This window comes from Bradyrhizobium sp. 27S5 (assembly GCF_037217225.1).
Lineage (GTDB): Bacteria > Pseudomonadota > Alphaproteobacteria > Rhizobiales > Xanthobacteraceae > Bradyrhizobium > Bradyrhizobium septentrionale.
This window is the reverse complement of the sequence record NZ_CP147714.1, coordinates 315827-340712: the sequence shown is the minus strand read 5'-3', so window position 1 is coordinate 340712 and position 24886 is coordinate 315827. Positions and strand designations below refer to the sequence as shown.

Annotated in this window: 21 protein-coding genes and 1 pseudogene; 8 read left to right on the top strand and 14 right to left on the bottom strand. The window is 64.7% G+C overall.

The features are described 5' to 3' along the window. Positions 1-2 precede the first annotated feature (2 nt). The 5 genes from WDM24_RS01680 to WDM24_RS01660 form a co-directional block, all read right to left on the bottom strand. Entirely contained in the window at positions 3-860 is an 858-nt protein-coding gene (locus WDM24_RS01680; RefSeq protein WP_338830204.1) for a protein-glutamate O-methyltransferase CheR, read from the bottom strand. A gap of 36 nt (positions 861-896) precedes the next feature. After that, positions 897-1286: a response regulator gene (locus WDM24_RS01675; protein ID WP_029084260.1), complete on the bottom strand. Its 390-nt coding sequence runs from the start codon at positions 1284-1286 to the stop codon at positions 897-899. A gap of 43 nt (positions 1287-1329) precedes the next feature. Next, positions 1330-1803, bottom strand: a complete 474-nt coding sequence (locus WDM24_RS01670) for a chemotaxis protein CheW (protein WP_338693475.1) — start codon at positions 1801-1803, stop codon at positions 1330-1332. 23 nt (positions 1804-1826) lie between these two features. After that, positions 1827-4571: a hybrid sensor histidine kinase/response regulator gene (locus WDM24_RS01665; protein ID WP_338830203.1), complete on the bottom strand. Its 2745-nt coding sequence runs from the start codon at positions 4569-4571 to the stop codon at positions 1827-1829. 392 nt (positions 4572-4963) lie between these two features. Beyond that, positions 4964-6562 carry a flagellin gene (locus WDM24_RS01660; protein WP_166300851.1) on the bottom strand — a complete coding sequence of 533 codons (1599 nt, stop codon included), beginning with the start codon at positions 6560-6562 and terminating at the stop codon, positions 4964-4966. Positions 6563-7113: 551 nt separating this feature from the next. On the opposite strand from WDM24_RS01660, the gene WDM24_RS01655 reads away from it, so the two are divergent. After that, positions 7114-7824 (top strand): Crp/Fnr family transcriptional regulator, encoded by a 711-nt coding sequence (locus WDM24_RS01655; RefSeq protein WP_338830202.1) that lies wholly within the window; start codon positions 7114-7116, stop codon positions 7822-7824. Positions 7825-8004: 180 nt separating this feature from the next. Then, positions 8005-8724 carry a Crp/Fnr family transcriptional regulator gene (locus WDM24_RS01650; protein ID WP_338830201.1) on the top strand — a complete coding sequence of 240 codons (720 nt, stop codon included), beginning with the start codon at positions 8005-8007 and terminating at the stop codon, positions 8722-8724. Between the two features lie 50 nt (positions 8725-8774). Here the strand turns inward: WDM24_RS01650 and WDM24_RS01645 are convergent. Continuing rightward, positions 8775-9721 (bottom strand): IS630 family transposase gene (locus WDM24_RS01645; RefSeq protein WP_166081867.1). Its coding sequence is split into 2 segments (ribosomal slippage): positions 8775-9382 and positions 9382-9721, totalling 948 coding nucleotides; the frame shifts between segments, so codons are not numbered across the junction. Between the two features lie 509 nt (positions 9722-10230). Then, positions 10231-10839, bottom strand: a complete 609-nt coding sequence (locus tag WDM24_RS01640; RefSeq protein WP_338830200.1) for a helix-turn-helix domain-containing protein — start codon at positions 10837-10839, stop codon at positions 10231-10233. 549 nt (positions 10840-11388) lie between these two features. On the opposite strand from WDM24_RS01640, the gene WDM24_RS01635 reads away from it, so the two are divergent. Further along, positions 11389-11811: a hypothetical protein gene (locus WDM24_RS01635; RefSeq protein ID WP_414645667.1), complete on the top strand. Its 423-nt coding sequence runs from the start codon at positions 11389-11391 to the stop codon at positions 11809-11811. Positions 11812-11900: 89 nt separating this feature from the next. Here WDM24_RS01635 and WDM24_RS01630 read toward each other — a convergent pair whose 3' ends face one another. Beyond that, positions 11901-12083 carry a hypothetical protein gene (locus WDM24_RS01630; RefSeq protein WP_166300840.1) on the bottom strand — a complete coding sequence of 61 codons (183 nt, stop codon included), beginning with the start codon at positions 12081-12083 and terminating at the stop codon, positions 11901-11903. Between the two features lie 96 nt (positions 12084-12179). Next, entirely contained in the window at positions 12180-13181 is a 1002-nt protein-coding gene (locus WDM24_RS01625; RefSeq protein ID WP_338830197.1) for a glycoside hydrolase family 3 N-terminal domain-containing protein, read from the bottom strand. Between the two features lie 75 nt (positions 13182-13256). On the opposite strand from WDM24_RS01625, the gene WDM24_RS01620 reads away from it, so the two are divergent. After that, positions 13257-15413 (top strand): acetoacetate--CoA ligase, encoded by a 2157-nt coding sequence (locus tag WDM24_RS01620; protein WP_338830196.1) that lies wholly within the window; start codon positions 13257-13259, stop codon positions 15411-15413. Positions 15414-15423: 10 nt separating this feature from the next. On the opposite strand, the gene WDM24_RS01615 is transcribed toward WDM24_RS01620, so the two are convergent. After that, positions 15424-16347 (bottom strand): LysR substrate-binding domain-containing protein, encoded by a 924-nt coding sequence (locus tag WDM24_RS01615; RefSeq protein WP_338830195.1) that lies wholly within the window; start codon positions 16345-16347, stop codon positions 15424-15426. A gap of 71 nt (positions 16348-16418) precedes the next feature. Here WDM24_RS01615 and WDM24_RS01610 point away from each other — a divergent pair, with 71 nt between their 5' ends. The 3 genes from WDM24_RS01610 to WDM24_RS01600 are packed head-to-tail and all read left to right on the top strand — an operon-like array spanning position 16419 to position 19398. Next, a complete protein-coding gene (locus WDM24_RS01610; protein WP_338830194.1) occupies positions 16419-17579 on the top strand; it encodes a DSD1 family PLP-dependent enzyme in 1161 nt (386 codons plus the stop codon). A gap of 17 nt (positions 17580-17596) precedes the next feature. After that, positions 17597-18253 (top strand): HAD-IA family hydrolase, encoded by a 657-nt coding sequence (locus tag WDM24_RS01605; protein WP_338830193.1) that lies wholly within the window; start codon positions 17597-17599, stop codon positions 18251-18253. An 11-nt stretch (positions 18254-18264) separates the two neighbouring features. Continuing rightward, entirely contained in the window at positions 18265-19398 is a 1134-nt protein-coding gene (locus WDM24_RS01600) for a threonine synthase (protein WP_338830192.1), read from the top strand. 39 nt (positions 19399-19437) lie between these two features. Here the strand turns inward: WDM24_RS01600 and WDM24_RS01595 are convergent, their stop codons facing one another. Together WDM24_RS01595 and WDM24_RS01590 are read right to left on the bottom strand one after the other, a co-directional pair. Continuing rightward, entirely contained in the window at positions 19438-20631 is a 1194-nt protein-coding gene (locus tag WDM24_RS01595; protein WP_338830191.1) for a serine hydrolase domain-containing protein, read from the bottom strand. 89 nt (positions 20632-20720) lie between these two features. Beyond that, positions 20721-22361 (bottom strand): NAD(P)/FAD-dependent oxidoreductase, encoded by a 1641-nt coding sequence (locus WDM24_RS01590; protein WP_338830190.1) that lies wholly within the window; start codon positions 22359-22361, stop codon positions 20721-20723. A 310-nt stretch (positions 22362-22671) separates the two neighbouring features. On the opposite strand from WDM24_RS01590, the gene WDM24_RS01585 reads away from it, so the two are divergent. Beyond that, on the top strand, positions 22672-23574 hold the full coding sequence (locus WDM24_RS01585) for an AraC family transcriptional regulator (protein WP_338830189.1): 903 nt from the start codon (positions 22672-22674) through the stop codon (positions 23572-23574). A 33-nt stretch (positions 23575-23607) separates the two neighbouring features. Here the strand turns inward: WDM24_RS01585 and WDM24_RS01580 are convergent. Together WDM24_RS01580 and WDM24_RS01575 are read right to left on the bottom strand one after the other, a co-directional pair. Next, a pseudogene (locus WDM24_RS01580) lies at positions 23608-23697 on the bottom strand (aldo/keto reductase); the annotation flags it as partial. Next, positions 23694-24875 (bottom strand): MFS transporter, encoded by a 1182-nt coding sequence (locus tag WDM24_RS01575; protein WP_338830188.1) that lies wholly within the window; start codon positions 24873-24875, stop codon positions 23694-23696. The gene WDM24_RS01575 and the pseudogene WDM24_RS01580, both read right to left, overlap by 4 nt. Positions 24876-24886: the final 11 nt, after the last annotated feature.

Below are 24886 nucleotides of genomic sequence, written 5' to 3'. Positions count from 1 at the left end.
GCTCAATATCCGACCGCCATGGCGGCCCTCGGCATGGCGAGCGCTGGCCGCACCCCGCTCGGCCGGTACAGGCCGCGGCGATCGGGAATCGGCTTGAACGTATCGGTCAGACCGACCACGGTCTCGGCGGCGCCCAGCACCAGGAAGCCGTCGGTCTCCATCGAGCGGGCGAGGCGGTTGAAGATGTTGATCTTGGTGTCCTGATCGAAATAGATCAGCACGTTGCGGCAGAACACCACATCGAAAGCGCCGAGCGCGGAGAAATCGTGCAGCAGGTTGAGCTGGCGGTGCTGCACCATCGAGCGCAACTCGGGATTGATCTGCCAGAGTTCACCCGACTGCTTGAAGTACTTGACCAGCATCTGGATCGGCAGCCCGCGCTGCACTTCGAACTGGCTGTAGATGCCGGCCTTCGCCTTCTCCAGCACCTCCTGCGACAGATCGGTCGCGATGATCTCGACTCGCCATCCCGCAAGCGCCGCGCCCATTTCCTTCAGGCTCATCGCCAGCGAATAGGGCTCCTGCCCGGTCGAGCCGGCGGCGCACCAGATCCGGACGCTGCGGCGCGCGGCCCGCGCCTTCAGCACCTCCGGCATGATGGTGTCGCGGAAATGCTCGAACGGCACCTTGTCGCGGAAGAAGAAGGTCTCGTTGGTGGTCATGGCCTCGACCACCTGGACGGTGTGCGTGGACGAGCCGGCCCTGATCTTCGCCACCAGGTCGGGGATGCCGGACAGGCCGCTTTTGCGCGCCAGCGGCAACAGGCGGCTCTCGATCAGATACTGCTTGTCCGCAGACAGATCGAGACCGGAATAGTCCTTCAGGAGCTTACGCAGATACTCGTAGTCGGGGGGCGTCACGGGAGCCTCGCAAGGACAAAAGGGTGAAATTGGGTGTCAGGCTTCGGCCGACGCATCGAGCGCCAGCAGGCCCACTTCTTGGAATTTCGCGATCACGATGTCCTTGTCGAACGGCTTCATGATGTACTCGTTGGCGCCGGCATGCAGGGCCCGCGAGATGTGGTCGATGCCGTTCTCGGTGGTGCAGAACACGACCTTGGGCTGATCGCCGCCGGGCATGCGGCGGAGCTGCACGAGGAATTCGAAGCCGTCCATGACCGGCATATTCCAGTCGAGCAGCACCGCGTCGGGCAGCGCCCGCTTGCAGGCTTCGAGCGCCACCGCGCCGTCCTCGGCCTCGATGACGGTGAACTGCATTCCTTCGAGGATGCGGCGCGCGATCTTTCGCACCACACCGGAATCGTCGACGACGAGACATGTCTTCATGTGTTGGCCTCCTTGTAGAATCCGCCGTCTACGCGACGGAGCGTTACGCTGCAGCAGCTATCTTGGGCACCAGTTCGAGCACGCGATCGATATCGAGGACGACCATGAGCTGGCCGTCGAGGCGGTAAACGCCGCCGGCGAGCTTGGCCATGCGGGGATCGAGGTTGACCGGGTTGTCCTGGCGGCTGTCGTCGGGCAGCCGCAAGACCTCGCCGATCTGGTCGATCAGGAGGCCATAGGATTCGCCGCGCTGGTCGACGCCGACCGCCATCGGCGGCTGGCCGTCAGCGGCCTTCGGCAGCCCGAGCCGGGCGCGCATGTCGACCACGGTGACGATGCGGCCGCGCAAATTGAGCACGCCGGCGATCTCCGTCGACGACAGCGGCACCCGCGTCAGCCGCTCCGGCATGAACACGTCCTGCACCCGCGAGATCGGCAGCCCGAACAGCTGCCCGCCGATCACAGCGGTGACGTATTCGGCCATCGCGCCTTCACTGGTCTCGGTCTTGCTGGTCATCGATGCTGTTTCCCTCGGTCCCATCAGGCCGCTTTCCGGAGTTCGGCGGTCTGCTCTTTCAGCGCCGCGATCAGTCCGGGACGGTCAAACTTGGCGACATAGTCGTGGAAGCCGGCCTGCCGGCCGCGCTCGATCGCCGCCGGCGACACCATCGCGGACAGCGCGATGATCGGCAGCCCGATCAGATTGTGGTCGCTCCGGATGTTCTCGGCGAACTCGAAGCCGTTCATCTCGGGCATCTCGATGTCGGTCAGCACCACGTCGAAGGCCTGCCCGGAACGCAGCGCGGCGAGCCCCTCCTGGGCGTTCGGCGCGGTCCGCACCTTGTAGCCGGCGGCTTTGAGCACTGGCGCCAGCATGTTGCGGAAGAACGCGGAGTCATCGACCAGCAGCACCGACTGCGCTGACGCCGACGGGCGCATCTCCTTGCGCGAGAACCAGTCGGCGAACGCCATCGGCAGGAAGTGGCCGACGTCGATCACCTCGGTGGCCTGGCCCTTGATCACGGCCGAGCCCAGAATGCCGTCCTGCGAGCCTGCGACCTCGATGTTGAGCCGCTCCTCGACGATGTCGATGATCTCGTCGACCACGAGCCCCATTGAGCGGCCGTCGTCGGCGAACACCAGGATCGGCTGCGACCCTTGCGTCTGCACCTCGACGCCGGCCATCTGCACCAGCGGCATCAGCTGCTCGCGGTACTGCACCATGTAGCGGCCGTTACTGAGCTCGATCTTGTCGGTTGCGATCTCTTCCAGCCGGGTGACGAGGCCGAGCGGCACCGCCTTGGGCTGCGAGGAGCCGGCGCGGAACACCAGCAGCGAGGTGAGCTGCTCGCCGCTCGAGGCGTGGGCGTTCGCACTGTCCTCGGCCATGTCATGGGCCGACGAGCCGGAGGCGCCCAGCGCCTTGGCGATGCCGTTGGGGTCGATGATCATGATCACGGCGCCATCGCCCAGAATGGTGTTGCCGGAGAACATGTCGATGTGACGCAGCTTGGTCGACATCGGCTTGACCACGATCTCCTCGGTGTGGAACACGCCGTCGACCACGATGCCAAAGGTCTGGCTGCCGACTTGCGTCACCACAATAAAACCGTTCTCGGCGTCGGTGGTGGTCGCGCCGTCGTCGATCTTGAGCAGCTTCTTGAGATGGATCAGCGGCAGCAGCTTGTTGCGCAGCCGCAGGACCGCGGTGTCCTTGATCCGCTCGATGCGGTGCTCGGAGTTGGCGCGGGCCCGCACCAGCTCGACCACAGACAATTGGGGAATCGCAAAGCGGTCGCCGCCGGCTTCGACGATCAGGGCGGAGACGATCGCCAGGGTCAACGGGATCTTGATGGTGACGGAAGCGCCCTCGCCGGCCACGCTCTTGATGTCGATGGTGCCGCCGATCTGGTCGATATTGGTGCGCACCACGTCCATGCCGACGCCGCGGCCGGACACCGAGGTCACCTGCGCTGCGGTCGAGAAGCCCGGCGCGAAGATGAACTTGTGGATCTGGGCTTCGGTCATCTTCTCCAGCTCAGCCTCGGTGACGAGACCGTTCTGGAGCGCCTTGGCCTTGATCCGCTCGGTGTTGAGCCCTCTTCCATTGTCGGCGATGCAGATGATGATGTGGCCGCCCTCGTGATAGGCACTGAGGCGAATGGTGCCCTGCTCCGGCTTGCCGGCCGCGACCCGCTCGGCGGTGGTCTCCAGCCCATGATCGGCGGAGTTGCGCACCATGTGCGTCAGCGGATCCTTGATCAGGTCGAGCACCTGGCGGTCGAGCTCGGTGTCGGCGCCGTGCATTTCCAGTTCAATCTGCTTGCCGAGTTCGCCGGAGAGGTCGCGGACGATGCGCGGCAGCTTTTGCCAGGCATTGCCGATCGGCTGCATGCGCGTCTTCATGACGCCTTCCTGCAGCTCGGCGGTGACGTTGGAGAGCCGCTGCAGCGGCACCTTGAACTCGGTGTCCTCGTTGCGCCTGCTAATCTCGAGCAGCTGGTTGCGGGTCAGCACCAGCTCGGAGACCATGGTCATGAGGTGTTCGAGGGTGTCGACATTGACCCGGATCGACTGGTTGGCGATCTTGTCGCCTTCCTGGACGTCCTCACCGGCGGCCTTGCGGGCCGGCTTCTTCGCAGGCTCGGCAGCTTCGGCAGCAGGCGCTGCGGGAGCAGTGGCGACGAGCTTCACGACAGGTGCGGGTGCGGCGACTTCGGTCGCGGTCTCGCGGAAGGCGCGCTCGAGCTCGTCGAGCGAGACCTCGCCCGGACGCAGCGGACGCTCCAGCGTCTGCACCACCAGCGTGCCTTCAGTCATCGCTTGGGTCATGTCAGCCTGCACGGACGGCGCTTCGACGACGGGCATGGCGTCGTCAGCAACATTCTCACCTGCAGCCGTTGCGGCCATGCCGCGCTCGACCATCGCTTCCAGCTGATCGATCAAATCGCGGTCGTTGCCTTCGGGCTCGGCCTCGGTGGCCTCCAGCCCTGCAAGGATCTCCTTGATGCGGTCGATCGAGGACAGGATCAGCGTCACGGCTTCCGCCTTCACCGGCATGCCGTCGCGGAATTTGCCCATCAGGGTCTCGCCGGCATGCGCCAGCGCTTCCAGCCGCGGCAGCCCGAGGAAGCCGCAGGTGCCCTTGATCGTGTGCACAAGGCGGAAAATGTTATCCAGGATCTTCGCGTTGTTCGGGTCCTGCTCGAACTGCACCAGCTGGTTGTCGACCGTATCCAGGCTCTCGCTGCTCTCCGTCAGGAACTCGCGCAACAGATCGTCCATGAATCGGTCCCCTCAAGGTGCTACAGAACGCTCGCCTCGCACCGATAACTTGGCCGGCTTCACGGCGACGTTAATTTTGCCGTCCGTGCAACTACGGACGATGAAGCTCTTCAAGCCGTCGGACGATGCATCACGACATCACGGACAGTCTCACCAGGACAGGCCCTTACCACCCGGACGGGAAAGAGGCCGTTCCAACGGTCATCGCAATTTGAACCAAATGAGCGTGAAGGACCGTTAAGCCCCGCGAAACATTCGCGGCCATGACGTCGGACTGCATCAGGGTGCGATCGCCCATTGGTTGAAGCCGGCGGGGTGGTAAATGCACGCAAAAGCAAAGGCGGCGGAGTTTCCTCCGCCGCCTCGCTATTCGATGTCTGTCGCGGCTACGCTTAGCGGAGCAGCTGCAGAACGCTCTGCTGCGACTGGTTGGCCAGAGCCAGCGCGGACACCGCGATCGACTGGCGGGTCGACAGCGCCTGGCTGTTGGCCGCTTCCTCGTTGGTGTCGGCCAGCGTCAGGTTGGACGAGCCGGTCTGCAGCACGTTGATCAGGTTCTTCGAGAAGTCCTGGCGGATCTGCACGATCGACAGGTTCGAACCGAGGGTCGACGCCTGGGTGCGCAGCAGGCCGCTCGCCGAGTTGAGCGTCTTCAGCGTAGCGTTGGCCGAGGCGTTGTCGATGAAGTCCGTGCCGGCCACCAGCTTGGTGAGGTTGAGGCCGGAGGCATCGAAGGTCACGCCCTGGATCTTCAAGGTCGAGGAGCCCGTCTCGTTGAAGGTCAGCTTGAGCTGATCGCCATTGAGCAGGTTGATGCCGTTGTACGACGCGTCCTGGGCCGTCGTGGTGATCTGATCCAGGATGTTGTTGTACTGGTTGACCAGGTTGGAGCGGTTCGCCAGCCCGTTCGGATCCTGTACCGGGGCGCTGCCCGCCAGGCCGTTGAACAGCTTGCCGGAAGCGGCTGCGGTGCCACCGATCGTACCGATGGTCGCGGACGCAGCATCGTTGGTGGTGCTGATGGTGAGTGCACCGGTCGCGCTGAGCGACGCCTGCAGGTTGTTGGCCGACAGTGCGGCGTTCAGGTCGTTGAGCGACTTCACCTTGCCCGTGCCGCTGCCGAAGGTGATGTTGGTGGCGGTGCCGTTGCCGGTCGCGCCGATCGTCAGCGTCAGACCATCCAGCGGTGAAGGCGTTGCCACGGTGCGTGCCGTGGTTCCGGTCGTAAGGCCGAAAGCGGCCAGCGCCGAGCCGGAGAGGTTGAGATCCTGGTTGATGCCGGTGCTGATCTGGAGCGCGCCAGCCGACACGGTGGAGGCGGTGGTTGCGCCGGTGATGCCGTCGATCGCCGTGAGCAGGTCGCCGACCGTCAGCGTGCTGCCCGCGCCGGTGCCGAGGGTCACGTTGCCGGCCGAATCGGTCGTCGAAGTGGTCTGCGCGGTCGAGAACGTGATCGTCTTGCCGTTGACGCTGATCGTGCCAGACGGGGTCGTCGCCAGGGTATCAGCGTTGGTCGCGCTGACGAGCTTGGTGGCGGCCGTGATCGCAGCGGGCGTCGTGAGATTGTTGTTGACGACCGAACCAGCGAGCACCGTATTGCTGTAGGTGGCGGTGCCGCGGATATCGTCGGTGGTCGCGCCGGTGACAACTGCGGTCGTCACCTGCGATTTCTGGGAATAGCCGACTGCAGCCTGCAGGGCCTGGTTGGCGACCGACTTGGCGCTGTCGACGAGCTTCTGCAGCGAGGTGATGCCGGTGTTGGCGGCCTGCAGCACCTGCACGCCGTTACCGATGCCGTCCAGCAGATTGTTGATGTCGCTGGCGCGGTTGTCGAGCGACTGCGCCGTGAAGAAGTTGGTCGGATTGTCGAGCGCAGTGTTGACCTTCTTGCCGGTGGACAAGCGGTTCTGCGTGGTGGCGAGCAGGTCGGCCGTGGACTGCAGCGAAAGCAGATTTTGACGGACCGATGCCGAAAGAACGATGCCGGACATACTGATACCCTTCTGGATGAACACGATTGACGCGACGCCGCAAGTTTCACACGGCGACCCGTGCCACACTGGTCTGTCCGCGCTACCCGTTCGTTAAAGGGCTGGTCCGTACAAATACCCAGAATGGCCTCGCCGGTGGTTTACGGGCCACGCGGCGCAGCCGTTCGGCGCGGCCGCGCAAGGCCGGCAACGCGCGGTTGTCGCGGCGGCGAATTCGTCCTGCATTTGCAGGACTTGCCACATCCTGGCGCTGCCGACCTGACAGCCGGAATCACGGCTACATCGACGCGCGGTCTGCACTGATCAGAGTTAATGGAAATCAATAAATGCGCGCCAAAGCCGCAACCTTTGGTCGCGCGATGCTTGTCGCTCGAATCGATCCCGATGGCCGCGCAGGCCGATGCGGCGCGGACCGTCTGCCCCCTAGAGGGTATAGAGTTCGCTCCACAACCCTTGTGCAATTGGACAGGCAAGCTATGTTCGCGTTCATTCCACACGCCAAGAGTAGGTGATGCGAGACCGTAGTGCTCCCGCCCTCGGCAGGAGCTCCAATGTCCGCGCTATCGCGCCCGCCCAATCGTCTGTTGCAAGCACTTCCCCCCACGGAGTACGCGCAGCTCCATCCGCTTCTGGAAACCGTCGACCTGACCAAGGAAACGGTGCTCGCCGACGCCGGCGCACCGGTGCAGCGGGTCTACTTTCCGCACGGCGGCGTGGTCTCGATGGTGGTCAATCTGTCCGACGGGCAATCAGTCGAGATTGCAACCGTTGGTCGCGACGGCATCGTTGGTGCGTCAGCCGCGCTGCACGAGCGGCCGCCGCTTGCCGACGCGATCGTCGTGGTGCCGGGTACGGCTTCGATGCTGCGGGCGGAGGAGTTCCGCGAGGCAACAAATCGCAGCGCGGATTTCCGGACCCTGGTCGCGCTCTATGAGCAGGCGCTGATGGCGCAGACGCAGCAATCCGTCGCCTGCAACGTTTCGCATCCGGTGGAGGCACGGCTGTCACGATGGCTGCTGCGTGCGCGCGATCTGTGCGGCAGCGAAGCATTGCCGCTGACCCAGGAGATGCTGGCGCAGATGATCGGTGTCCGCCGCAACGCGGTTTCGATCGTCGCGCACGGGTTTCAGCAGGCCGGCATCCTCCGCTACAGCCGCGGTCATATCGAAATCACCGACATCGACGGCCTGCGGAAGGCGGCGTGTGAATGTTATGCGACCGTCAAGGCGCACGCCGAACAATTGATTGGGCCGGAAGATTGACTGGCGCCGGCCGGCCGGAGCACGCAAACCGCATCATGCGGCGATAGGTCTATTCCTATTGGAACCAAGACGTGTTCCCATTGGAACCAACACGTGCCAGAATAGGTTGCAAGAACGTCCAGCTGCACGCGTCAGCCCTGGTGCCCAGAGACAAAGCTTGCCAGAAGGCAGGAGGTTGCTTTGGATACGGTTCCGCGATCGCCCAACGGATTCCTGTCGTCGCTCTCGGAGAGCGATTTTGAGCTGATCCGGCCGCATCTGCGGACGGTCGACCTCACCGCCGATTCGGTCCTGATCGAGACCGACGAGATGCTCAAGCGGACATACATGCCGCACAAGGGCGTGATCTCGCTGGTGGTCAAGCTGGCAAGAGGCGAGCGCGTCCAGGTCGCGATGGTCGGTCGCGACAGCATCTATGGCGCTTTCGCCCCGCTCGTCGAAGGACGGACGTTGAACAACGCGATGGTGCTGGTGCCGGGCGTCGCATCGACGATCGAGCTCGAGCCGTTGCGGGCAGCTGCCGGCCAGAGCCCGACGCTTCGCGCGGTGTTGATCCGGCATGGGCTCGCCGTCTATGCCCAGATCCAGCAGACGGCCGGCTGCAACGCCGCCCACACCGTGGAGTCGCGGCTGGCACGATGCCTGCTGCAGATGCGCGATCTCTCCGGCAGCAACAAGATCATCCTGACCCAGGAGGCGATGGCACAGATGATCGGCGCGCGCCGCAACAGCGTTTCGCTGGTCGCGCACACCCTGCAACAGGCGAACTTCATCCACTACAGCCGTGGTCACATCGAGATCACCAATGCGGATGGACTGATCAGGACCGCGTGCGAATGCTACGCCACGGTCAAGGCGCAGTATGCGCGACTGCTGAGTTGCCAGGAGACCGGCAGCTAGAGCCTTTCCGTTCCGATGGAATCGGAACGGGGCTCTAGAGCGTTTTCCGATCACGTTGCGTCGTAACCAGCCGCGACGAGATAATTTTGACATTCCTCGGGTGAGAAGCGTTTGAGAGCGTTGGCGATTGCTTGCCAGAGATCGGGCATGGTGCGCGCTGCGGCGGCCCGCAACAGCGCTTTCAGTTTGGAGAAGGCCATTTCAATCGGGTTGAAGTCTGGACTGTAGGGCGGAAGATAGAGCAGGCTAGCTCCGACCGCCTGGATGGCCTCTCGAACGCCATGGACCTTGTGAGCGGGCAAGTTGTCCATGATAACGGTATCGCCCGGCCGCAGCGATGGGGCGAGCAATTGCTCGACGTAGGCCAGGAAAGCGTCGCCATCCATTGGACCGTCCAGAACAAGCGGCGCGATCAGACCGTCGGAGCGCAATCCAGCGGTGAACGTCGTCGTCTTCCAATGTCCGTGTGGGATAGCTGCACGACATCGCTCGCCGCGTGGCGAGCGCCCGTAACGCCGCGCCATTTTGGTGTTGGCGCTGGTTTCGTCGATGAAGACGAGACGCTCAGGGTCAAGGTCGATTTGCCCTTCGAACCACTCCTCACGTGCGGCATTTATATCGCCGCGCCGTTGCTCGGCGGCGTGCGCTGTCTTTTTTTAAGTGTGATCTTTCTGCGCTGGAAAAAACGCCAGAGCGACGCGATGCCAGTCGATATTCCACGACGTTTCAACAGTTCTCGCAACTCGGCAAGCGTGATATCCGGCCTCGCTGTCACCGCCTCCAGAATCAATTGCGAATGCGCTTCGATGCGCTGCGATTTGCGGTCACCGCCCTGGCGTTTAGGAACGATGTCGCCAACTTTCTTGAGGCGACCGCGCCAGCGGATCGCACTGGCCGCGCTGACACCAAAGCGCTCAGCAGCCTGTCGACAGGACATGCCACCGTCAATCGCGGCTACCACCCTTTGGCGAAGATCAACCGAAAGCGCCCTGGCCATACATGCTGGCCTCCCTCGCCAGCATGCAGCTTGAATCTGACTCGCGCCGTTTTGGGAATCCCCACCCGATTCTTTCCGGTCGGAAAATGCTCTAGATTCCTGTTTTGACGCGTTTTCTTTACGCGAACCGGTACCCACTTCGCTCGAAAACGCTCCAGAGCGCCAAGCCGTACTTCTACGGTTTACGATTTTCACCGTCGGATAACGCTGAATCCCCAGAATTGCGTGGACGCACGGGGGAGCTGATGTTCACGTACCAGACGACCGATCGCAAGGAGGCCCGCCGCTTCCGCATGGCCCAGTTCAACGGCCGGCCCGCCACGGTCCGGTCCGCCGGCGCGACCGTGACGGGACGCGTGCGCGCGATCGTCGAAAGCAGGTCCGGCACGACGGCAGCCTGGGGTGGTCACGATCGTTCCGGACGAACCGAAGGCCGCTGCCCCGGCAGCCCGGCCCGCACCGCGTCTGTGCTTTGCCGCGGAAGACGATTTCTGAGAGCCGCCCCCCGCTCAGGCGGAGTGCAGCAGAGCCTTGCGGACGAGATCGGCGGTGTTGCGCGCACCGAGTTTGCGCATGGCCTCGGCGCGATGGCTCTCGAACGTGCGCGGGCTGATGTTCATTCGCAGCGCGCCCTGCTTGTTGGAGTAGCCGTCGCTGATCAGGCTGAGCACCTCACGCTCGCGCTTGGTCAACGGCTTGCGGCCGGCCTCCGGCGCGAACATGATTTCGGGCGACCTTGAACCCGCCGGCTTGTCGTCACCCGGCGGCTTGAGATCGGCGGCCGGAATGGCGCTCGGATAGAGATCGGAAATCTGCTTCAGCATCGCGGACACCCGCTCGGTCTGCTCGAGCGCGTTCTCGATCACCTGGCGCAGATAGACGCCGTTGCCGGGGGCGTGCGCGAACTGATGGCTGTGCTGCTTGAGCTCATTCATATAGAGCAGCAGCGCCGTCACGGGTCCGTTGAACTGGCGGACGATCGCGGCGCCGGCGTCCGTGGTTACCTGCGCCCGCGGGGCGGCGGCCTCCGGAAGCTCAAGCGACGGCGTTTCGAGCGTTGCGGTTCCACCCACCCAGGTCGGAAGGCGCGCCTCGGCCCGATTGTCATGTTGCGTCATAAGTATGGTTTACCAAAGGTGAACTTGTGGCCGCGTTAACGCGGGACTCCGTAAAACTACGGGTGACGCAACTGTGACCTCGGGCCCCGACCCGCCAAGCAGGCGCAGATTACCGCTGATTTGGCAACGAAAGTCGCATATTCGAGTCGAATGACAGTATTCTTACGGGAATACCGGGCCGGCTTCGTCCCGGCCGCTTCACGGTCAGGCGTTTACCTTCGGCGGTTCAGCCGCTCGCCTCTCAACCCCCGCTTTGGGTTGCACTGGGCTAGACCAGCGCCGCTGGCTCGGCCCTCAGGGGCGCCGGGACCGAAGGAACTTCTGCAGGAATCGTCCCGAAAGAACGAACCTGAACCACCAATACGCCATCCGCTGGGTCGACATCGATCATCCCTCTGGGCATTGGAATGGCATCGGCATACAGCACGTCGGCGCGTATGCGTGTGAGGCAGTTCACATCGGCCCGACGCGACCGGTCAGGCGAATGTCAATTTACAGCCCCGGCAGGCGCCGCGATGATCGCCGCCTCTCGAACAACAAGGGCGCGCAATGAAGCGAGGGCGGAACGGATCCTGGATGACAATGGCGGCGCTGGCCGCAGCACTGCTGGTCGGCGCCGCCGCGCGGGCCCAGACCACGCCGACCAGCGATGCCACGCCGACGGCGGACAACGCCGTAATGCTCACGATCTTCTTCAAGCATGATCAGTCGCGGCCACTCAGCGAGCTGAATGCGCAGCTGGAGCGGCAGGGCTTCTACAAGGCGTTTCCGCCCGAAGGTGTCGAGGTCGTCAGCTGGTACGTGATGATGGGTGTCGGCCAGGTGGTGACACTGCGGCTGCCGGCAGCGCGGTTGCGCGAGATCAACCGCATCATCGAGAACAGCGCGTGGGGCGCCTATCACACCGAGTTCTACCCGACCTATGACTACAAGGCGATCGGGATCGGCAATCACGAAAAGGCAAAGCAGTAGCTGATCGCATCAGGCGTTGGAGCCGCGGCCGCGCGCCGGGCTTGCCGGTTCTGCTGAAAACCGGCCCACGACTGGATTTGTCCCTCTATCTACGCGTGGGCCCGCGAGCGCTGGCTCAGCCGCTTTGCCAGGATCCGCAGATCTTCGCTGCGCCCGCTGCAAAGCAGGCGGGTGAATTCGTCGGGATCAATAGAGGCAGGCGGAAGATCGGCGGGGTTGCGGGCGGCGCGGCGCAGCCAGGTCAATCGGAAGAGACGCTTGAGCATCTTCATGGTTGTTAGCCCCGATGAGCGTCAGTGTTAAATCGCGGTCATGAAATTTGGTTCCGCCCCTTGTGGTCGCTCGGCGCAAAATTTGGTTCAACGCCATCAGGAGAGCAATGCCTTGCGCTTTTGCACGCGCGCAATGGATCGCTGCACCGCGGCTTGATCCAGCGCCCCGTCCTGCACCGCACGCGCGACCGCCGCGGCGATGCCGGCCATCTCCTGCTCCTGGTCGAACAGATTGTTGCCGATGCAGATCATATCCATGCCGGCGGCGATCGCCTGCAGGCTGGCCGCGCCGGTGCCCAGCGCCTTCTGCAGCCCCTGCATCTGCATGTCGTCGGTGATCAGCAGCGTCTCCGGCAAGCGGCCGCGGAGCCGGCCGCTCCCTTTCGATGACAACGTCATCGGATGCTGCGCGTCCCACTGGCGGACAATGGCGTGGCTGACCAGCACCGCATCGCCGAAGGTGTGCGGCGCCAGTGCATAGAACAACTCCTCCTGCTCCGGCCGCAACGCATCGGAAATGTCCATGAACTCCAGATGTGAATCGACGTGCGCGCCGCCGATGCCCGGAAAATGCTTGAGGCAAAGCCCGACGCCTGCCTGCCGCGCCGCGGCGTCGACCAGGCGGGCATTGGCCTCGACCTCGCCGATATCGGCCGAATAGGACCGCTTGACCCTGCCGATATTGGGATTGTCGGGATTGTAATCGACGTCGATCACAGGTGCGAAATTGTAGCGGATGCCGAGCCGGCTCAGCTCGCGATAGCTTGCTTCCAGAATGGCCTGCTTCTCGATGGTGGCGAGCCGATTAAGGTCCTTCGCGCTAGGCAGCGGCTGAAAGCCAAGGCCATCCTTGAGCCGGCGCACCAGACCGCCCTCCTGGTCGATGAAGACCAGCGGCTGCGACGGCAGCGCTGCGATCTCCGCGCAGAGCGACTGCACCTGTGCGGGCGACGCGACGTTGTTGTCGTATTGCCGGGTCTGGCAGGAATAATCGAACAGGATCACCCCGCCGAGCCCGAATTGCGCGGCAAATTCGGTCAGCCAGGGCGGGACGACCTTGCCGTAGAAGCCGAGGATGAAGAGTTCGCCGACGGACATCGCAGCTCTCTATCGGATGCGCACGGAATCAACCTTGCACCCGACGGCATAGCACGCTGCGACAGCGGTAAGAATATGACGCAAGCCGCGGCTCGACTGCGTTCCCCGTGCCTGCGTCACCATGTTAAGACAGCGCCCGCACGCGATCTGCGCGCACGCCACGACAAGAAAATCCGGAAACCGCCCATGACTGTACCTTACGTCCCGCAAATGGCCCTTTACCGCCAATGGCTGAAGCAGACGCGCAGCCTTGAATTTGCTGACTTCGAGGCGATGCGGCGCTGGTCGGTCACCGATATCGACGCCTTCTGGCAGAGCGTCTGGGATTATTTCGATCTGCGCTCGCCGACGCCGCATTCGGCAGTGCTGGCCGAACGCAAGATGCCGGGCGCGGTGTGGTTTCCCGGCGCTTCGGTGAACTATGCGCACCAGGTCTTCCGTCATGTCGCGCCGGCGCACGCGGCAGGCCTGCCGGCGCTGATCGCGAGCGGCGAGGACGGCAGGCTTTCGGAAACGAGCTGGCCCGAACTGCGGCGCAAATCGGCGGCGCTGGCGCTGCATCTGAAGGCCAACGGCGTACGCCGGGGCGATCGCGTCGCGGCCTATCTGCCGAACATCCCCGAGACCATCATCGCGTTTCTCGCGACCGCGAGCCTGGGTGCGATCTGGAGCGTCTGCGCGCCCGACATGGCGGCGCCCGCGGTGATCGACCGCTTCAAGCAGATCGAGCCGAAGGTACTGATCGCCTGCGACGCCGTGACCTATGCCGGCCGGCGCCATGACCGGCAAGGCGTGATCGAGGAGCTGCGGCGCGCGCTGCCGACGGTGCAGCACGTCATCCTGCACAGCGACGCCGCGCCCGCCGAGACGCGGCTGTCGTCCATCCTCGCGGGCGAGAGTGCGGAGATCGACGCCTTCGAGCCGGAATGGCTGCCGTTCGATCACCCGCTCTGGATCGTCTATTCCTCAGGCACCACGGGATTGCCGAAGCCGATCCTGCACAGCCATGGCGGCATCATCGTGGTGGCGCTGCCGCTCTCGACGCTGCACAACGACATCGGCTGCAGCTATCAGCCGAACTCGTTCGGCGAACGCTTTCATTGGTACTCGTCGACCGGCTGGATCATGTGGAATTGCCAGGCCAATGGCCTGCTCAACGGCACGACCTGCTGCATCTTCGACGGCAGTCCCGGCGGCAGCAAGGACAAGCCGGACTGGACCACGTTGTGGCGCTTCGTCGCCGACGCCAAGGCGACCTTCTTCGGCGCGGGCGCGGCGTTCTTCGCCAATTGCACCAAGGCCGAGATCGATCTCGCCGCTGTGGGCGACCTCTCGGGCCTGCGCACGCTCGGCTCGACCGGCTCGCCGCTCAGCGCCGATACGCAAGCCTGGTTCAACCAACGCTTCGCCGCGCTTTCGAAGCGCAACGGCAACGCCGCGCAGGCCGATCTGTGGTGGGCCAATATTTCCGGCGGCACCGATTTCGCCGGTGCCTTCATCGGCGGCAATCCCGAACTGCCGCAGACGCCGGGCATCATGCAATGCCGCCTGCTCGGCTGCGCGGTGGAGGCCTTCGACGAGCAGGGCCGCGCCGTGATCGACGAGGTCGGCGAGCTCGTCTGCACCGAGCCGTTGCCCTCGATGCCGCTTCGGTTCTGGAACGATCCCGGCGACGCGCGCTATCTGGCGAGCTATTTCGAGACCTATCCCGACAATTTCGACGGAAGCGGCCGCGGCCCGGTGTGGCGGCATGGCGACTGGCTCAAGATCAACCCCGACGGCTCCTGCGTGATCTATGGCCGCAGCGACGCCACCATCAACCGCCACGGCTTGCGGATGGGCACCAGCGAGCTCTATTCGGCGATTGAGGCGCTACCCGAGGTGCTGGATTCGATGGTCGTCGACCTCGAATATCTCGGACGCGACAGCTACATGCCGCTGTTCGTGGTGCTGCGCGAGGGCGTTGCCCTCGATGCCGCGATGAAGGCGAAGATCAACAAGGCGGTCGAGGCCGGGCTGTCGCGCCGCTTCCTGCCCAACGACATCTTCGTCGTCGCGGAAATTCCGCGCACGCTGTCCGGCAAGAAGCAGGAACTGCCGGTCAAGAAGCTGTTGCTTGGCCATGCGGTCGAGAAGGTCATCAACCGCGATGCGATGGCCAATCCCGGCTGCCTCGACTGGTATCTCGACTTTGCAAAAGGCTATCTGAACAAGCAGGCCGGCGCGGCGTAGGCGATCGCAGTCATCGCGGCCTGCCGCGCCACGGCGGCGGCGAGAGGGCCGCGCGCAGGTGCTCCACGAAGGCCTGCGTGCGCCGGGCCCGGCCACTGCGGCCGGGGTTGAGCAGCGCAACGATGTCGGCCGGCGGCAGGCGGTGGTTCGGCAGGACACGCACCAGCCGGCCACAGGCGAGGTCCTCGGCGACATCCCATTCCGACCTGACGATCAGGCCGTGATCCGCCAGCGCCCAGGCCTTCACCACCTCACCGTCATTGCTCGACAGCATCGGCTCGATCCTGACGACATCAGGCGCCGCCGCGGCGCGCCGGCGCGAGAACCGCCAGAGCGTCACGTCCTCCTCGTTCTCGCGCAGCGCGATGCAACCATGCCCGCGCAGATCCTGCGGGCTCGCCGGCGTTCCGCGGCGCTTCAGATAGGCCGGCGAGGCGCACAGATAGCGCTCATTCGGCGCAAGACGCAGCAAGCGAAGCGTGGAATCCGTCAAGGCGCCGATGTGGATCATGACGTCCCACGCACCGGCAGCGGCACGCCCGGGCCGATCGGACAGTTCGAGCTCGACCGATACGTCGGGGTGGCGGGATCGGAAGGCGGCAACGGCCGGGGCGATGTAGCGCCGCCCGAAGCCGAGCGGCGCGAGGATCTTCAGATGGCCCGAGATGGTTCCGCGACGCGCCTGCAACGCTTCCGTCAGTTCCGCCGCCTCGTCGAGCAGCGCGCCGCCGCGCAGCACCAAAAGCTCGCCCTCATCGGTCAGCGTCAGCCGCCGGGCCGAACGGCTGACCAGTTGAACGCCCAGCCGCTGCTCGAGGCTCTGCAGCCGCTGCGAGACCGCCGATGGCGTCACGTCGAGCGCCCGCGCCGCAGCCGCCAGCGACCGAGCCGTGGCGATCGCTGTGAAAAAGCGGATGTCGTCGGTCGAGATCATTAAGTCCAAACTTAATATAGGAATGACATTCGGTAAATTGCGCTTAGCATGGAAACGGCTAGTCTCGCCGCATGTCATCAGCTCCTGTTTCGACGACAACGCATCCCCTCGCCGGGACCGAGACGCCCTGCCTGGTCCTCGATGAGGACCGGATGCTGCACAACATCGCGCGCCTGAAGACGCGGCTGGCGCGGCTCGGCGTGCCGCTGCGCCCGCATCTGAAGACCGCGAAATCAATTCCGGCGGCGCGCGCCGTGATGGACGGCCCAGGCGGCCCGGCCGCGGTCTCGACCCTGCAGGAGGCCGAGGTGTTTGCCGCGGCGGGCGTCAAGGACATCCTCTATGCCGTCGGCGTCGCGCCGCAGAAGCTCGATCGCGTGGCCGCGCTGCGCCGGCAGGGCGTGGACCTGTCCGTGGTGCTCGACAGCCTGGAGCAGGCCGCCGCCGTCACCGCAATGGCGCGCATGACCAACGACCGTATTCCGGCGCTGATCGAGATCGATTGCGACGGCCATCGGGCCGGGGTCGGCGCGAGCGACCCGTTGCTGGTCGAGATCGGCCGCGCGCTGCATCAAGGCCGTGCCGAATTGCGCGGCGTCATGGCCCACGCCGGCGAATCCTATTCCTGCCGCAGCGTGGCGGCGCTCGAGCAAGCCGCCGAAGAGGAGCGCGCCGCCGCGGTGGCCTGCGCCGAGGTGCTGCGTTCGGCCGGACTGCCGTGCCCCGTGGTCAGCGTCGGCTCGACACCGACAGTGCATTTCGCACGCCGGCTCGATGGCATCACCGAGGTGCGTGCCGGCGTCTTTGTGATGTTCGACCTGGTGATGGCCGGAATCGGGGTCTGCGCGGTCGCGGACATTGCGCTGTCGGTGCTCGCGACGGTGATCGGCCATCGCGCCGATCGCGGCTGGACCTTCATCGACGCGGGCTGGATGGCGCTGTCGCGCGATCGCGGCACCGCGAAACAGCCAATCGACCAGGGCTACGGCATCGTCTGCGACATCGATGGACGGCCCTATCCCGATTTGATCGTGACCGAAACCAATCAGGAGCACGGCATCATCGCCGTCCGCCCCGGCAGCACCGCGCCGCAGGTTACGCTGCCGGTCGGCACCCGGGTGCGGATCCTGCCGAATCATGCCTGCGCGACCGGCGCCCAGCACGACCGCTATCACGTCGTCTCGGCCGGCTCCGACGCCGTCAGGCAATGGGAACGGTTTCGCGGATGGTAGGAAGCGGAGCTCAGCCCATGATTCGAGCCTATGACGCCGTTCTGTTCGATCTCTTGACCGCGCTGCTCGACAGCTGGGCGCTCTGGAACAAGGTCGCGGGCTCCGATGAAGCCGGGCTGCGCTGGCGGGCGGAGTACCTCAAGAACACCTACGCCACCGGGCGCTATCGGCCCTATGAGGATCTGGTGGGCGAGGCCGCGCGCAATGTCGGGCTCCCCTTCGAACTTGCCGAGGAGCTTGGCGCGCGCTACGCGGAACTCGATCCCTGGCCCGAGGTTCGCGAGGTGCTGCAGACGCTGCACGAGGCCGGCGTCGCGCTCGGCGTCGTGACCAACTGCTCGGAGCGGCTCGGCCGCATCGCAGCCGAGCGCATCCGCGTTCCTCTCGCTGTCTTCGTGACGGCCGAGCGCGCCGGCTATTACAAGCCGCAGCCACAACCCTACCAGCTCGCGCTCGACGAACTGCCGGTCCCATCAGATCGATGCCTGTTTGTCGCGGGATCGGCGTATGATCTGTTCGGCACGGCACGTGTGCGTTTACCGACCTGGTGGCATAATCGGGCCGGAATGAACCTGCCGGAAGGGGCGCCCGCCCCGATTGTGGTTCGTGACAGCCTTGCGACCCTGCCGGCTTTCGTGCTCGGTCGCGACGTGTCCGGCCGGCCCGCGACTTGAGGACTGAATTGATGCCATCACCCAGCTACATCGACCCGCTCAACGGAAAGCTTTATCCGCTGGATGTCCCGCGCTGGTGCTCCGACGAGGGCAAGCCGCTGCTGGTCACACCGCTACCGGGCATTTCCCGCGACGACATCGATCGCGGGACGCGGTCGCTGTGGCGCTATCGCGCGGCGCTGCCGGTCGAGATCAGGCAGCCGATCACGATGGGTGAAGGCTGCACGCCTGTCGTCGAGAAGCCGTGGGATGAGCTACGGCCGCACTTCAAGCTCGAATGGTTCAATCCGACCTCGAGCTTCAAGGATCGCGGCACCACGGTGATGCTCTCCTTGCTGCGCCAGCTCGGCGTCGATGCGGTGCTGGAGGACTCCTCCGGCAATGGCGGCGCCTCCGTTTCGGCCTATGGCGCGGCCGGCGGCATGCGGGTCCGAATTCTCGCGCCGGCCACGACATCGCCGATGAAGGTCGCGCAGATGCACGCCTTCGGCGCCGAGGTGCAGCTTGTGGAAGGACCGCGCGAGGAATCCGAGGCCGAGGCGATCCGCCAGTCCAAGCAGATTTTCTATTCCAGCCACAACTGGCAGCCGTTCTTCCTGCAGGGCACCAAGTCCTTGGCCTACGAGATCTGGGAGGATTTCGGCTTCACCGCGCCCGACAATATCATCATGCCGGTCGGCGCCGGCAGCAGCCTGCTCGGCTGCTATATCGGCTTCAAGGAGCTGCTGGCGGCCGGACAGATCGCGCGGCTGCCGCGCCTGTTTGCCGCGCAGCCGCTGAACTGCTCGCCGGTCGATGCCAGTTTTGCCGCCGGCCTCGACACGCCGGTCGATCGCGCGGTCCGCAAGACCATCGCCGAGGGCACCGCGATCAAGCATCCGCTGCGGCTCAAGCAGATGATCGCGGCGCTGAAGGAGAGCGGCGGCGGCACCGTCGCGATCCCCGAGGACGGCATCGTCGCCGCATTGAAGCGGCTCGCGCAGACCGGCCTGTTCGTCGAGCCGACCTCGGCCTCGGCCGCCGCCGCGCTCGACGTCCTGAAGCAACGCGGCGCGATCCGGCCGGCGGAGCGCACCGTCGTTATCATCAGCGGCACCGGCATCAAGGCGGCGTCGCTGATCACGGAGTTGCTCGCAAACGGCTGAAACGTCCTCAGCCGTGCGCGTGAGAGGCTGCGGGTTTCTCTAACCCGCCTTGCGCATCTTCAGGGCTTCGTAGAACGCCGTCTCGAAATTCATGTAGCCGATGAAGGATGTCGGGTCGCCGAACGGCAGGATCTGCGTCGCCCAGAATCCGCCGAAGCCGTTCTGCCGGTCGATCCAGTAGAACAGGTTGGCGAGACCGGCCCAGCCGAGCGCGCCGGCGGGGCGGCCGGTCGGGGCCTGCTCGTCATTGATCATGAAGCTCAGCGCCCAGGACTTCGATTGGCCGGGGAAGAACTCGGCGTCGTTGGCGAGCGCGGTGATCACGCCGGTAATGGCGGTGACCTTGTTGTTGCCGAGATGGTTCTTTTCCGCCATCCGCACGGTCTCCGCCTTCAGGACTCGGCCATGTTCGCCTGCCCCGTCATTCAGCCACATCCGGATGAAGCGCATGTAGTCGCCGATGGTGCCGTAAAGCCCGTGGCCGCCCATGTGGATTTCCGGATTGGCCGGCAGCTCGAAATCCATCGGCGTGAGCGAGCCGTCGGCATTGCGGGCGTGAATGCCGGCGAGCCGGCGGCGCATCGCGTCGGTGAGCTCGAACGTCGTATCCTTGATGCCGAGCGGCTCGAAGATCCGGGTCCTGAAGACCTCGCCGAGCCGGCGGCCGGTGATCGCCTCGACGATCTGGCCGCACCAATCCATGTTGGTGCCGTATTCCCATCGCTCGCCCGGATCGAACAGCAGCGGGGTCATCAGCGACGCCTTGGACGCGGTGATGACGCTGGGCTGCCCCTTCTCCTGCGCAAGCCGGTTATAGGTGTGGTTGATGAAGTCGTAGCTCAGGCCTGCGCTATGGACCATCAGCATGCGCGTGGTGATGTCGCGCTTCGGCGGTCGCAGCCTTGGCTCGCCCTTGTCGTCAAAACCTTCGATGACCTGGAGCTTGCCGATGTCGGGCGCATAGGTCCTGGCCGGCGCGTCGAGATCGAGCTTGCCCTCTTCGACGAGTTGCAGCACGGCCGTCCCGGTGATCGCCTTGGTGGTCGAGAAGATCGCGAACACGCTGTCGGTCGTCATGTCCGCCGCCTGGTCGAGGCGGCGCTTGCCGGCGGCGCCTTCATAGATGTTGCGATGGCGGTCGGTCACCATGGCAACGACGCCGGGAACGCGCGGGCTGGATGTCACGACGCCGTCGAGAATCGCATCTGCTGCCGCACTGAAATTCGTGCTCATTGTCTTCCTCCCATATTTGTTTGATGTGGTCGATCAGGAGCGGCGCCGCCGGTCAGCAACGACCGCGGCACCGGATCGCGATCGCGGCGCTACTGCATGACAAATCCGAGATAGCCGCTTGCGGCGACCTCGTCGCATTTCTGGCGGTAGGTGCCGACGCCACCGCAGTAGGACAGCACCCGGCGCGGCTTGCCCTCGACGTTCGAGCCGAGGTACCAGGAGTTGGTCTTCGCGATCAGCGTTGCGTTGGCGGTCTCGTCGTGATGCGCCACCCACTGATCCTCGGCGTCCCTGGTCGGCTCGATGACGTTGAGGTTCTTGCCGCGCAAATACTTGATGCAGTCGGCGATCCACTCGACCTGCTGCTGCAGGCAGGTGGTCATATTGCAGAGCGCGGCCGAGGGCGCGAGCGGCACCGCGGTCGTGAACAGGTTCGGATAGCCATGAACCTGCAGGCCCATCGTGGTGCGGATATCGCGGCCCCAATCCTCCTTCAGCGACCGGCCGTCGCGACCGCGGATGTCGATGCGCGTCAATGCGCCCGTGCCGGCGTCGAACCCTGTCGCCAGGATGATGACGTCGAGCTCGTGAACAGTGCCGTCTGCGGTCTGGATGCCCTCGGGCGTGATACGCGCGATCGGATTGTCCTTGACGCTGACGATCTCGACATTGGGCCGGAGGAAGGCTTCGAGGAAATTGCTCTCCAGCGGCACCCGGTGCGTGCCAAAGCCGTAATCCGACGGAATCAGCAACTCGCACAGCTTGGGATCCTTGATCCGCTCGCGCATCTTCTCGCGGACGAATTCGGTGATCTCGGCGTTGATAGATTCGTCGAAAAACAGTTCGGCGAAGGATGCCACCCACAATTTCAGGGATCCGTCGTTCCAGCAGTCCTCGATCACCTGGCGACGCTGCTGCGGCGTCAGGTCGGCCCAGACGTGCTCGAAGTCGAATTCGAATCCGGTGAACGTCTTCGGCAGCCGTTCGGTAAGGAACTTGAATTTCGACTTGTATGCTTCGGCATCCGACGCATCCCATTTCGGGTTCTTCATCGGGATGCTGTATTGCGGCGTTCGGATGAACACCTTGAGATGACCGGACTCTGCCGCGATCGTCTGGATCACCTGGATTCCGGTCGCGCCGTTGCCGACCACGCCGACGCGTTTGCCGGCGAGCTCGATCGGCCCCTTGGGCCAGCGCGCAGTGTGGAACAGCTTGCCTTTGAATGTCTCCTGTCCTGGGAAGGACACGTGCGGGGCCGAGAGCATGCCGCAGCAGGTGACCAGGAACTGGGTGTCGATCACATCGCCCTGGTCGGTCGTCACCAGCCAGCGTTGCGTCGCCTCGTTGAAGTGCGCGCTCTTGACCGTGGTGCCGAACTGGATGTCCTTCTTGAGGTCGAGGCGGTCGGCGACGTAGTTCAGCCAGCGCTCGATTTCCGGCTGCCCCGGGAACCGCTCGCTCCAGCTCCAGCCTTTGTAGAGATCCTCGGAAAACAGGTACTGATAGGTGTGGCCTTCGGAATCGAAACGCGCGCCGGGATAGCGGTTCCAGTACCAGGTGCCGCCGACGCTTGATCCGGCATCGATCGCCCGGACGTTCAGTCCCTGCTCCCGCAGGCGGAACAGCTGATAGAGACCGGCGACGCCGGCGCCGACGACAACGGCGTCGAGCTTGGTCGTGGCACGCGCACCATTGCTTCCATTGGACCTTGTGACGGCCTCGGTCATCGTTTCCTCCTGTGTTTTGCTTCACACACGCTCCCACCCCGCCTGTCGCCGGATGATGGTGCGTTGCGTCAATTGGGTCTCGGCCGCACGCACTGTGCCGAAACGAAGGGCAGGCTACGGGCCGTTCGACCTGACGGCTTGGATGAAACCGACAATCTCTTGAACGCCGCCGTTCAATCGAACCACCGGCCATTGGTCGGCTTGGCAACCGGCGAAAGTGGCCTATTCTGCGCCAAGCCATCCGGCCAAGAAGCAGCGGTCAACTGCGCCAGGGATTCCAGGGACAGACTCCAAGGAGGAGGCTCGCGCGATGGGCCAGTTGATCACGGTCGAGGAGCTGCCGCGCTACGCTCCCGGTGAGCTGAAGCTGGATAGTGCGGCGGTCGGGCGGAACGATTTCCGGCTGCGGATTTTCCGTTATGCGCCGTCGGACATCTGGGTTCCGCCGTCGGCCAACTTCCTCCTCGTGCTCTATCGCGACGGCGTGACGTCGATGAACCGCCGCGTCACCGGCGCGTGGAAGCAGGATCACGTCGGTCGCGGCGTCACGTCATTGCTGACCCGCGCGGAGCCATCGAGCTGGCATTGGAAGAATGACATCGAGGTCACGCATTTCTATATCGCTCCCGCCCTCATGATGAAGACCGCGAGCGATGCCTTCGACCGCGATGCCGAGACGATCGAACTGCACGATTTGCTCAAGGCCGAAGATCCGATGCTGACCTGGATCAACGACCAGATGGTTCAGGAGGTTGCCGCAGGTGGTCCGGGCGGACGCCTGTGCTATGACGCGCTGGCGCTGCAGGCGAGCGTGCACATCCTGCGGAAATATGCGGCGATCGAATTCAAGATGCCGTGCGCGCAGGGACGTTTCAGGCCGGCGCATGCAAGGCTGATCGAGGACTATATCGAGCAGAACATCTTCCGGAACATCACGCTGGAGGAGCTGGCGAACATCTGCAATTGCACGCCGATCCAGTTCGCCCGCAAATTCCGCGTGCATTACGGCACGCGGCCACATGCCTATGTCCTGCGGCGCAAGGTGGAGCATGTCTGCCAGCATCTGCGCAAGGACCGCGTCGCGCTGAAGGAGATCGCGCTGCTGGCCGGCTTCGCCGACCAAAGCCACCTCAATCGCGTGTTCCGGCAGCACATGAACGTGACGCCGGCGGAATACCGCAGGCAAGTCTGCGAGCACAGCGCCGAGGCGTGAGACAGCGACGCCGGCGAACCTGCGACGGACTCACACCTTGTCGCGGCGGCCCTTGATCGCGGCGCCGAGAATCTCCTCCGACGCACCGTTGCAATAGACGTTGGCGGTGTCGATGCGATTCACTCGGCCGGGCACTGCGTGGCGAGGACGACCGGTCGATCGAGACGCAGGCTCCACAGTGCGAGCAACAGCCCGATCGCGGTGATCAGCGCCGCCACCAGCGGCAGCGCGCCGAGGCCGAGGCCGCGATCGATGGTGACGCCGCCGGCCCAGGCGCCGAGCGCATTGCCGAGATTGAAGGCGGCGATGTTCAGGCTCGACGCCAGCGTCCGCCCTTCGACACCGGCGGCTTCGAGCACGCGAAGCTGCAGCGGCGCGACCGTTGCGAACGCCGCGATGCCGAGAATGAACAGCAGCGCCACCGCCAGTGCCTTGATCGAGACCACGGCAGCAAGCGCCACGAGGACGGCAGCGAGGCCACCGAGCGACACGAGCAGGGCCCGCGCAAGTCCCTTGTCGGCGAGCCTTCCGCCCGCGACATTGCCGATCGCGAGTCCAGCGCCGAACACCAGCAGGATCGGCGACACCGCGGCGTCGGAGAATCCGGTCAGCCGGGTCAGGATCGGCTGCACGTAGGTAAAGACCGCGAACAACCCACCGAAGCCGAACACCGTCATCGCAAGCCCGAGCAGCACCTGCGGGCGGCCGAGCACGGCGAGTTCATCGCGCAGCAGCGCCGGCTTGTCCTTGGCGCCGACATGGCCGGGCACCAGCACCGCCAGCACGATGAAGGCGACCACGCCGATCGCAGCCACCGCCCAGAACGCCGCGCGCCAGCCGAGCATCAGGCCGAACCAGGCGCCGAACGGCACGCCGAGCAGGGTCGCGACCGTGAGACCGATGAACATCGTGGCGATCGCCGAGGCGCGCTTGTCTTCCGGAACGAGACTTGTCGCCACGACCGAGCCGACGCCGAAGAAGGTGCCGTGCGCCAGCGAGGTCAGAATGCGCGCGGCCATCAGCAGTTCGTAGTTCGGCGCCAGCGCGCAGGCGGCATTGCCGAGCGTGAAGATCGCCATCAGTGCCAGCAGCACCGCCTTGCGCGGCATCCGTCGCGTTGCCAGCGTCAGGATCGGAGCGCCGACGAATACGCCGAGTGCGTAGCCGGAGATCAACAGCCCCGCTGCGGACACGGATACCTGCATGTCCGCGGCGACCTGCAGCAGCAGTCCCATGATGAGGAATTCGGTGGTGCCGATGCCAAAGGCACCGGCGGTCAAGGCAAGGACTGCAGCAGGCATGTGTCGCTCCG

Bases quoted from the DNA above. Each gene is read 5' to 3' on its own strand.
- WDM24_RS01675 (WP_029084260.1), bottom strand. From the start codon at position 1,286: ATGAAGACATGTCTCGTCGTCGACGATTCCGGTGTGGTGCGAAAGATC.
- WDM24_RS01670 (WP_338693475.1), bottom strand. From the start codon at position 1,803: ATGACCAGCAAGACCGAGACCAGTGAAGGCGCGATGGCCGAATACGTC.
- WDM24_RS01665 (WP_338830203.1), bottom strand. From the start codon at position 4,571: ATGGACGATCTGTTGCGCGAGTTCCTGACGGAGAGCAGCGAGAGCCTG.
- WDM24_RS01660 (WP_166300851.1), bottom strand. From the start codon at position 6,562: ATGTCCGGCATCGTTCTTTCGGCATCGGTCCGTCAAAATCTGCTTTCG.
- WDM24_RS01655 (WP_338830202.1), top strand. From the start codon at position 7,114: ATGTCCGCGCTATCGCGCCCGCCCAATCGTCTGTTGCAAGCACTTCCC.
- WDM24_RS01640 (WP_338830200.1), bottom strand. From the start codon at position 10,839: ATGACGCAACATGACAATCGGGCCGAGGCGCGCCTTCCGACCTGGGTG.
- WDM24_RS01635 (WP_414645667.1), top strand. From the start codon at position 11,389: ATGAAGCGAGGGCGGAACGGATCCTGGATGACAATGGCGGCGCTGGCC.
- WDM24_RS01630 (WP_166300840.1), bottom strand. From the start codon at position 12,083: ATGAAGATGCTCAAGCGTCTCTTCCGATTGACCTGGCTGCGCCGCGCC.
- WDM24_RS01625 (WP_338830197.1), bottom strand. From the start codon at position 13,181: ATGTCCGTCGGCGAACTCTTCATCCTCGGCTTCTACGGCAAGGTCGTC.
- WDM24_RS01620 (WP_338830196.1), top strand. From the start codon at position 13,257: ATGACGCAAGCCGCGGCTCGACTGCGTTCCCCGTGCCTGCGTCACCAT.
- WDM24_RS01615 (WP_338830195.1), bottom strand. From the start codon at position 16,347: ATGATCTCGACCGACGACATCCGCTTTTTCACAGCGATCGCCACGGCT.
- WDM24_RS01610 (WP_338830194.1), top strand. From the start codon at position 16,419: ATGTCATCAGCTCCTGTTTCGACGACAACGCATCCCCTCGCCGGGACC.
- WDM24_RS01605 (WP_338830193.1), top strand. From the start codon at position 17,597: ATGATTCGAGCCTATGACGCCGTTCTGTTCGATCTCTTGACCGCGCTG.
- WDM24_RS01600 (WP_338830192.1), top strand. From the start codon at position 18,265: ATGCCATCACCCAGCTACATCGACCCGCTCAACGGAAAGCTTTATCCG.
- WDM24_RS01595 (WP_338830191.1), bottom strand. From the start codon at position 20,631: ATGAGCACGAATTTCAGTGCGGCAGCAGATGCGATTCTCGACGGCGTC.
- WDM24_RS01590 (WP_338830190.1), bottom strand. From the start codon at position 22,361: ATGACCGAGGCCGTCACAAGGTCCAATGGAAGCAATGGTGCGCGTGCC.
- WDM24_RS01585 (WP_338830189.1), top strand. From the start codon at position 22,672: ATGGGCCAGTTGATCACGGTCGAGGAGCTGCCGCGCTACGCTCCCGGT.
- WDM24_RS01575 (WP_338830188.1), bottom strand. From the start codon at position 24,875: ATGCCTGCTGCAGTCCTTGCCTTGACCGCCGGTGCCTTTGGCATCGGC.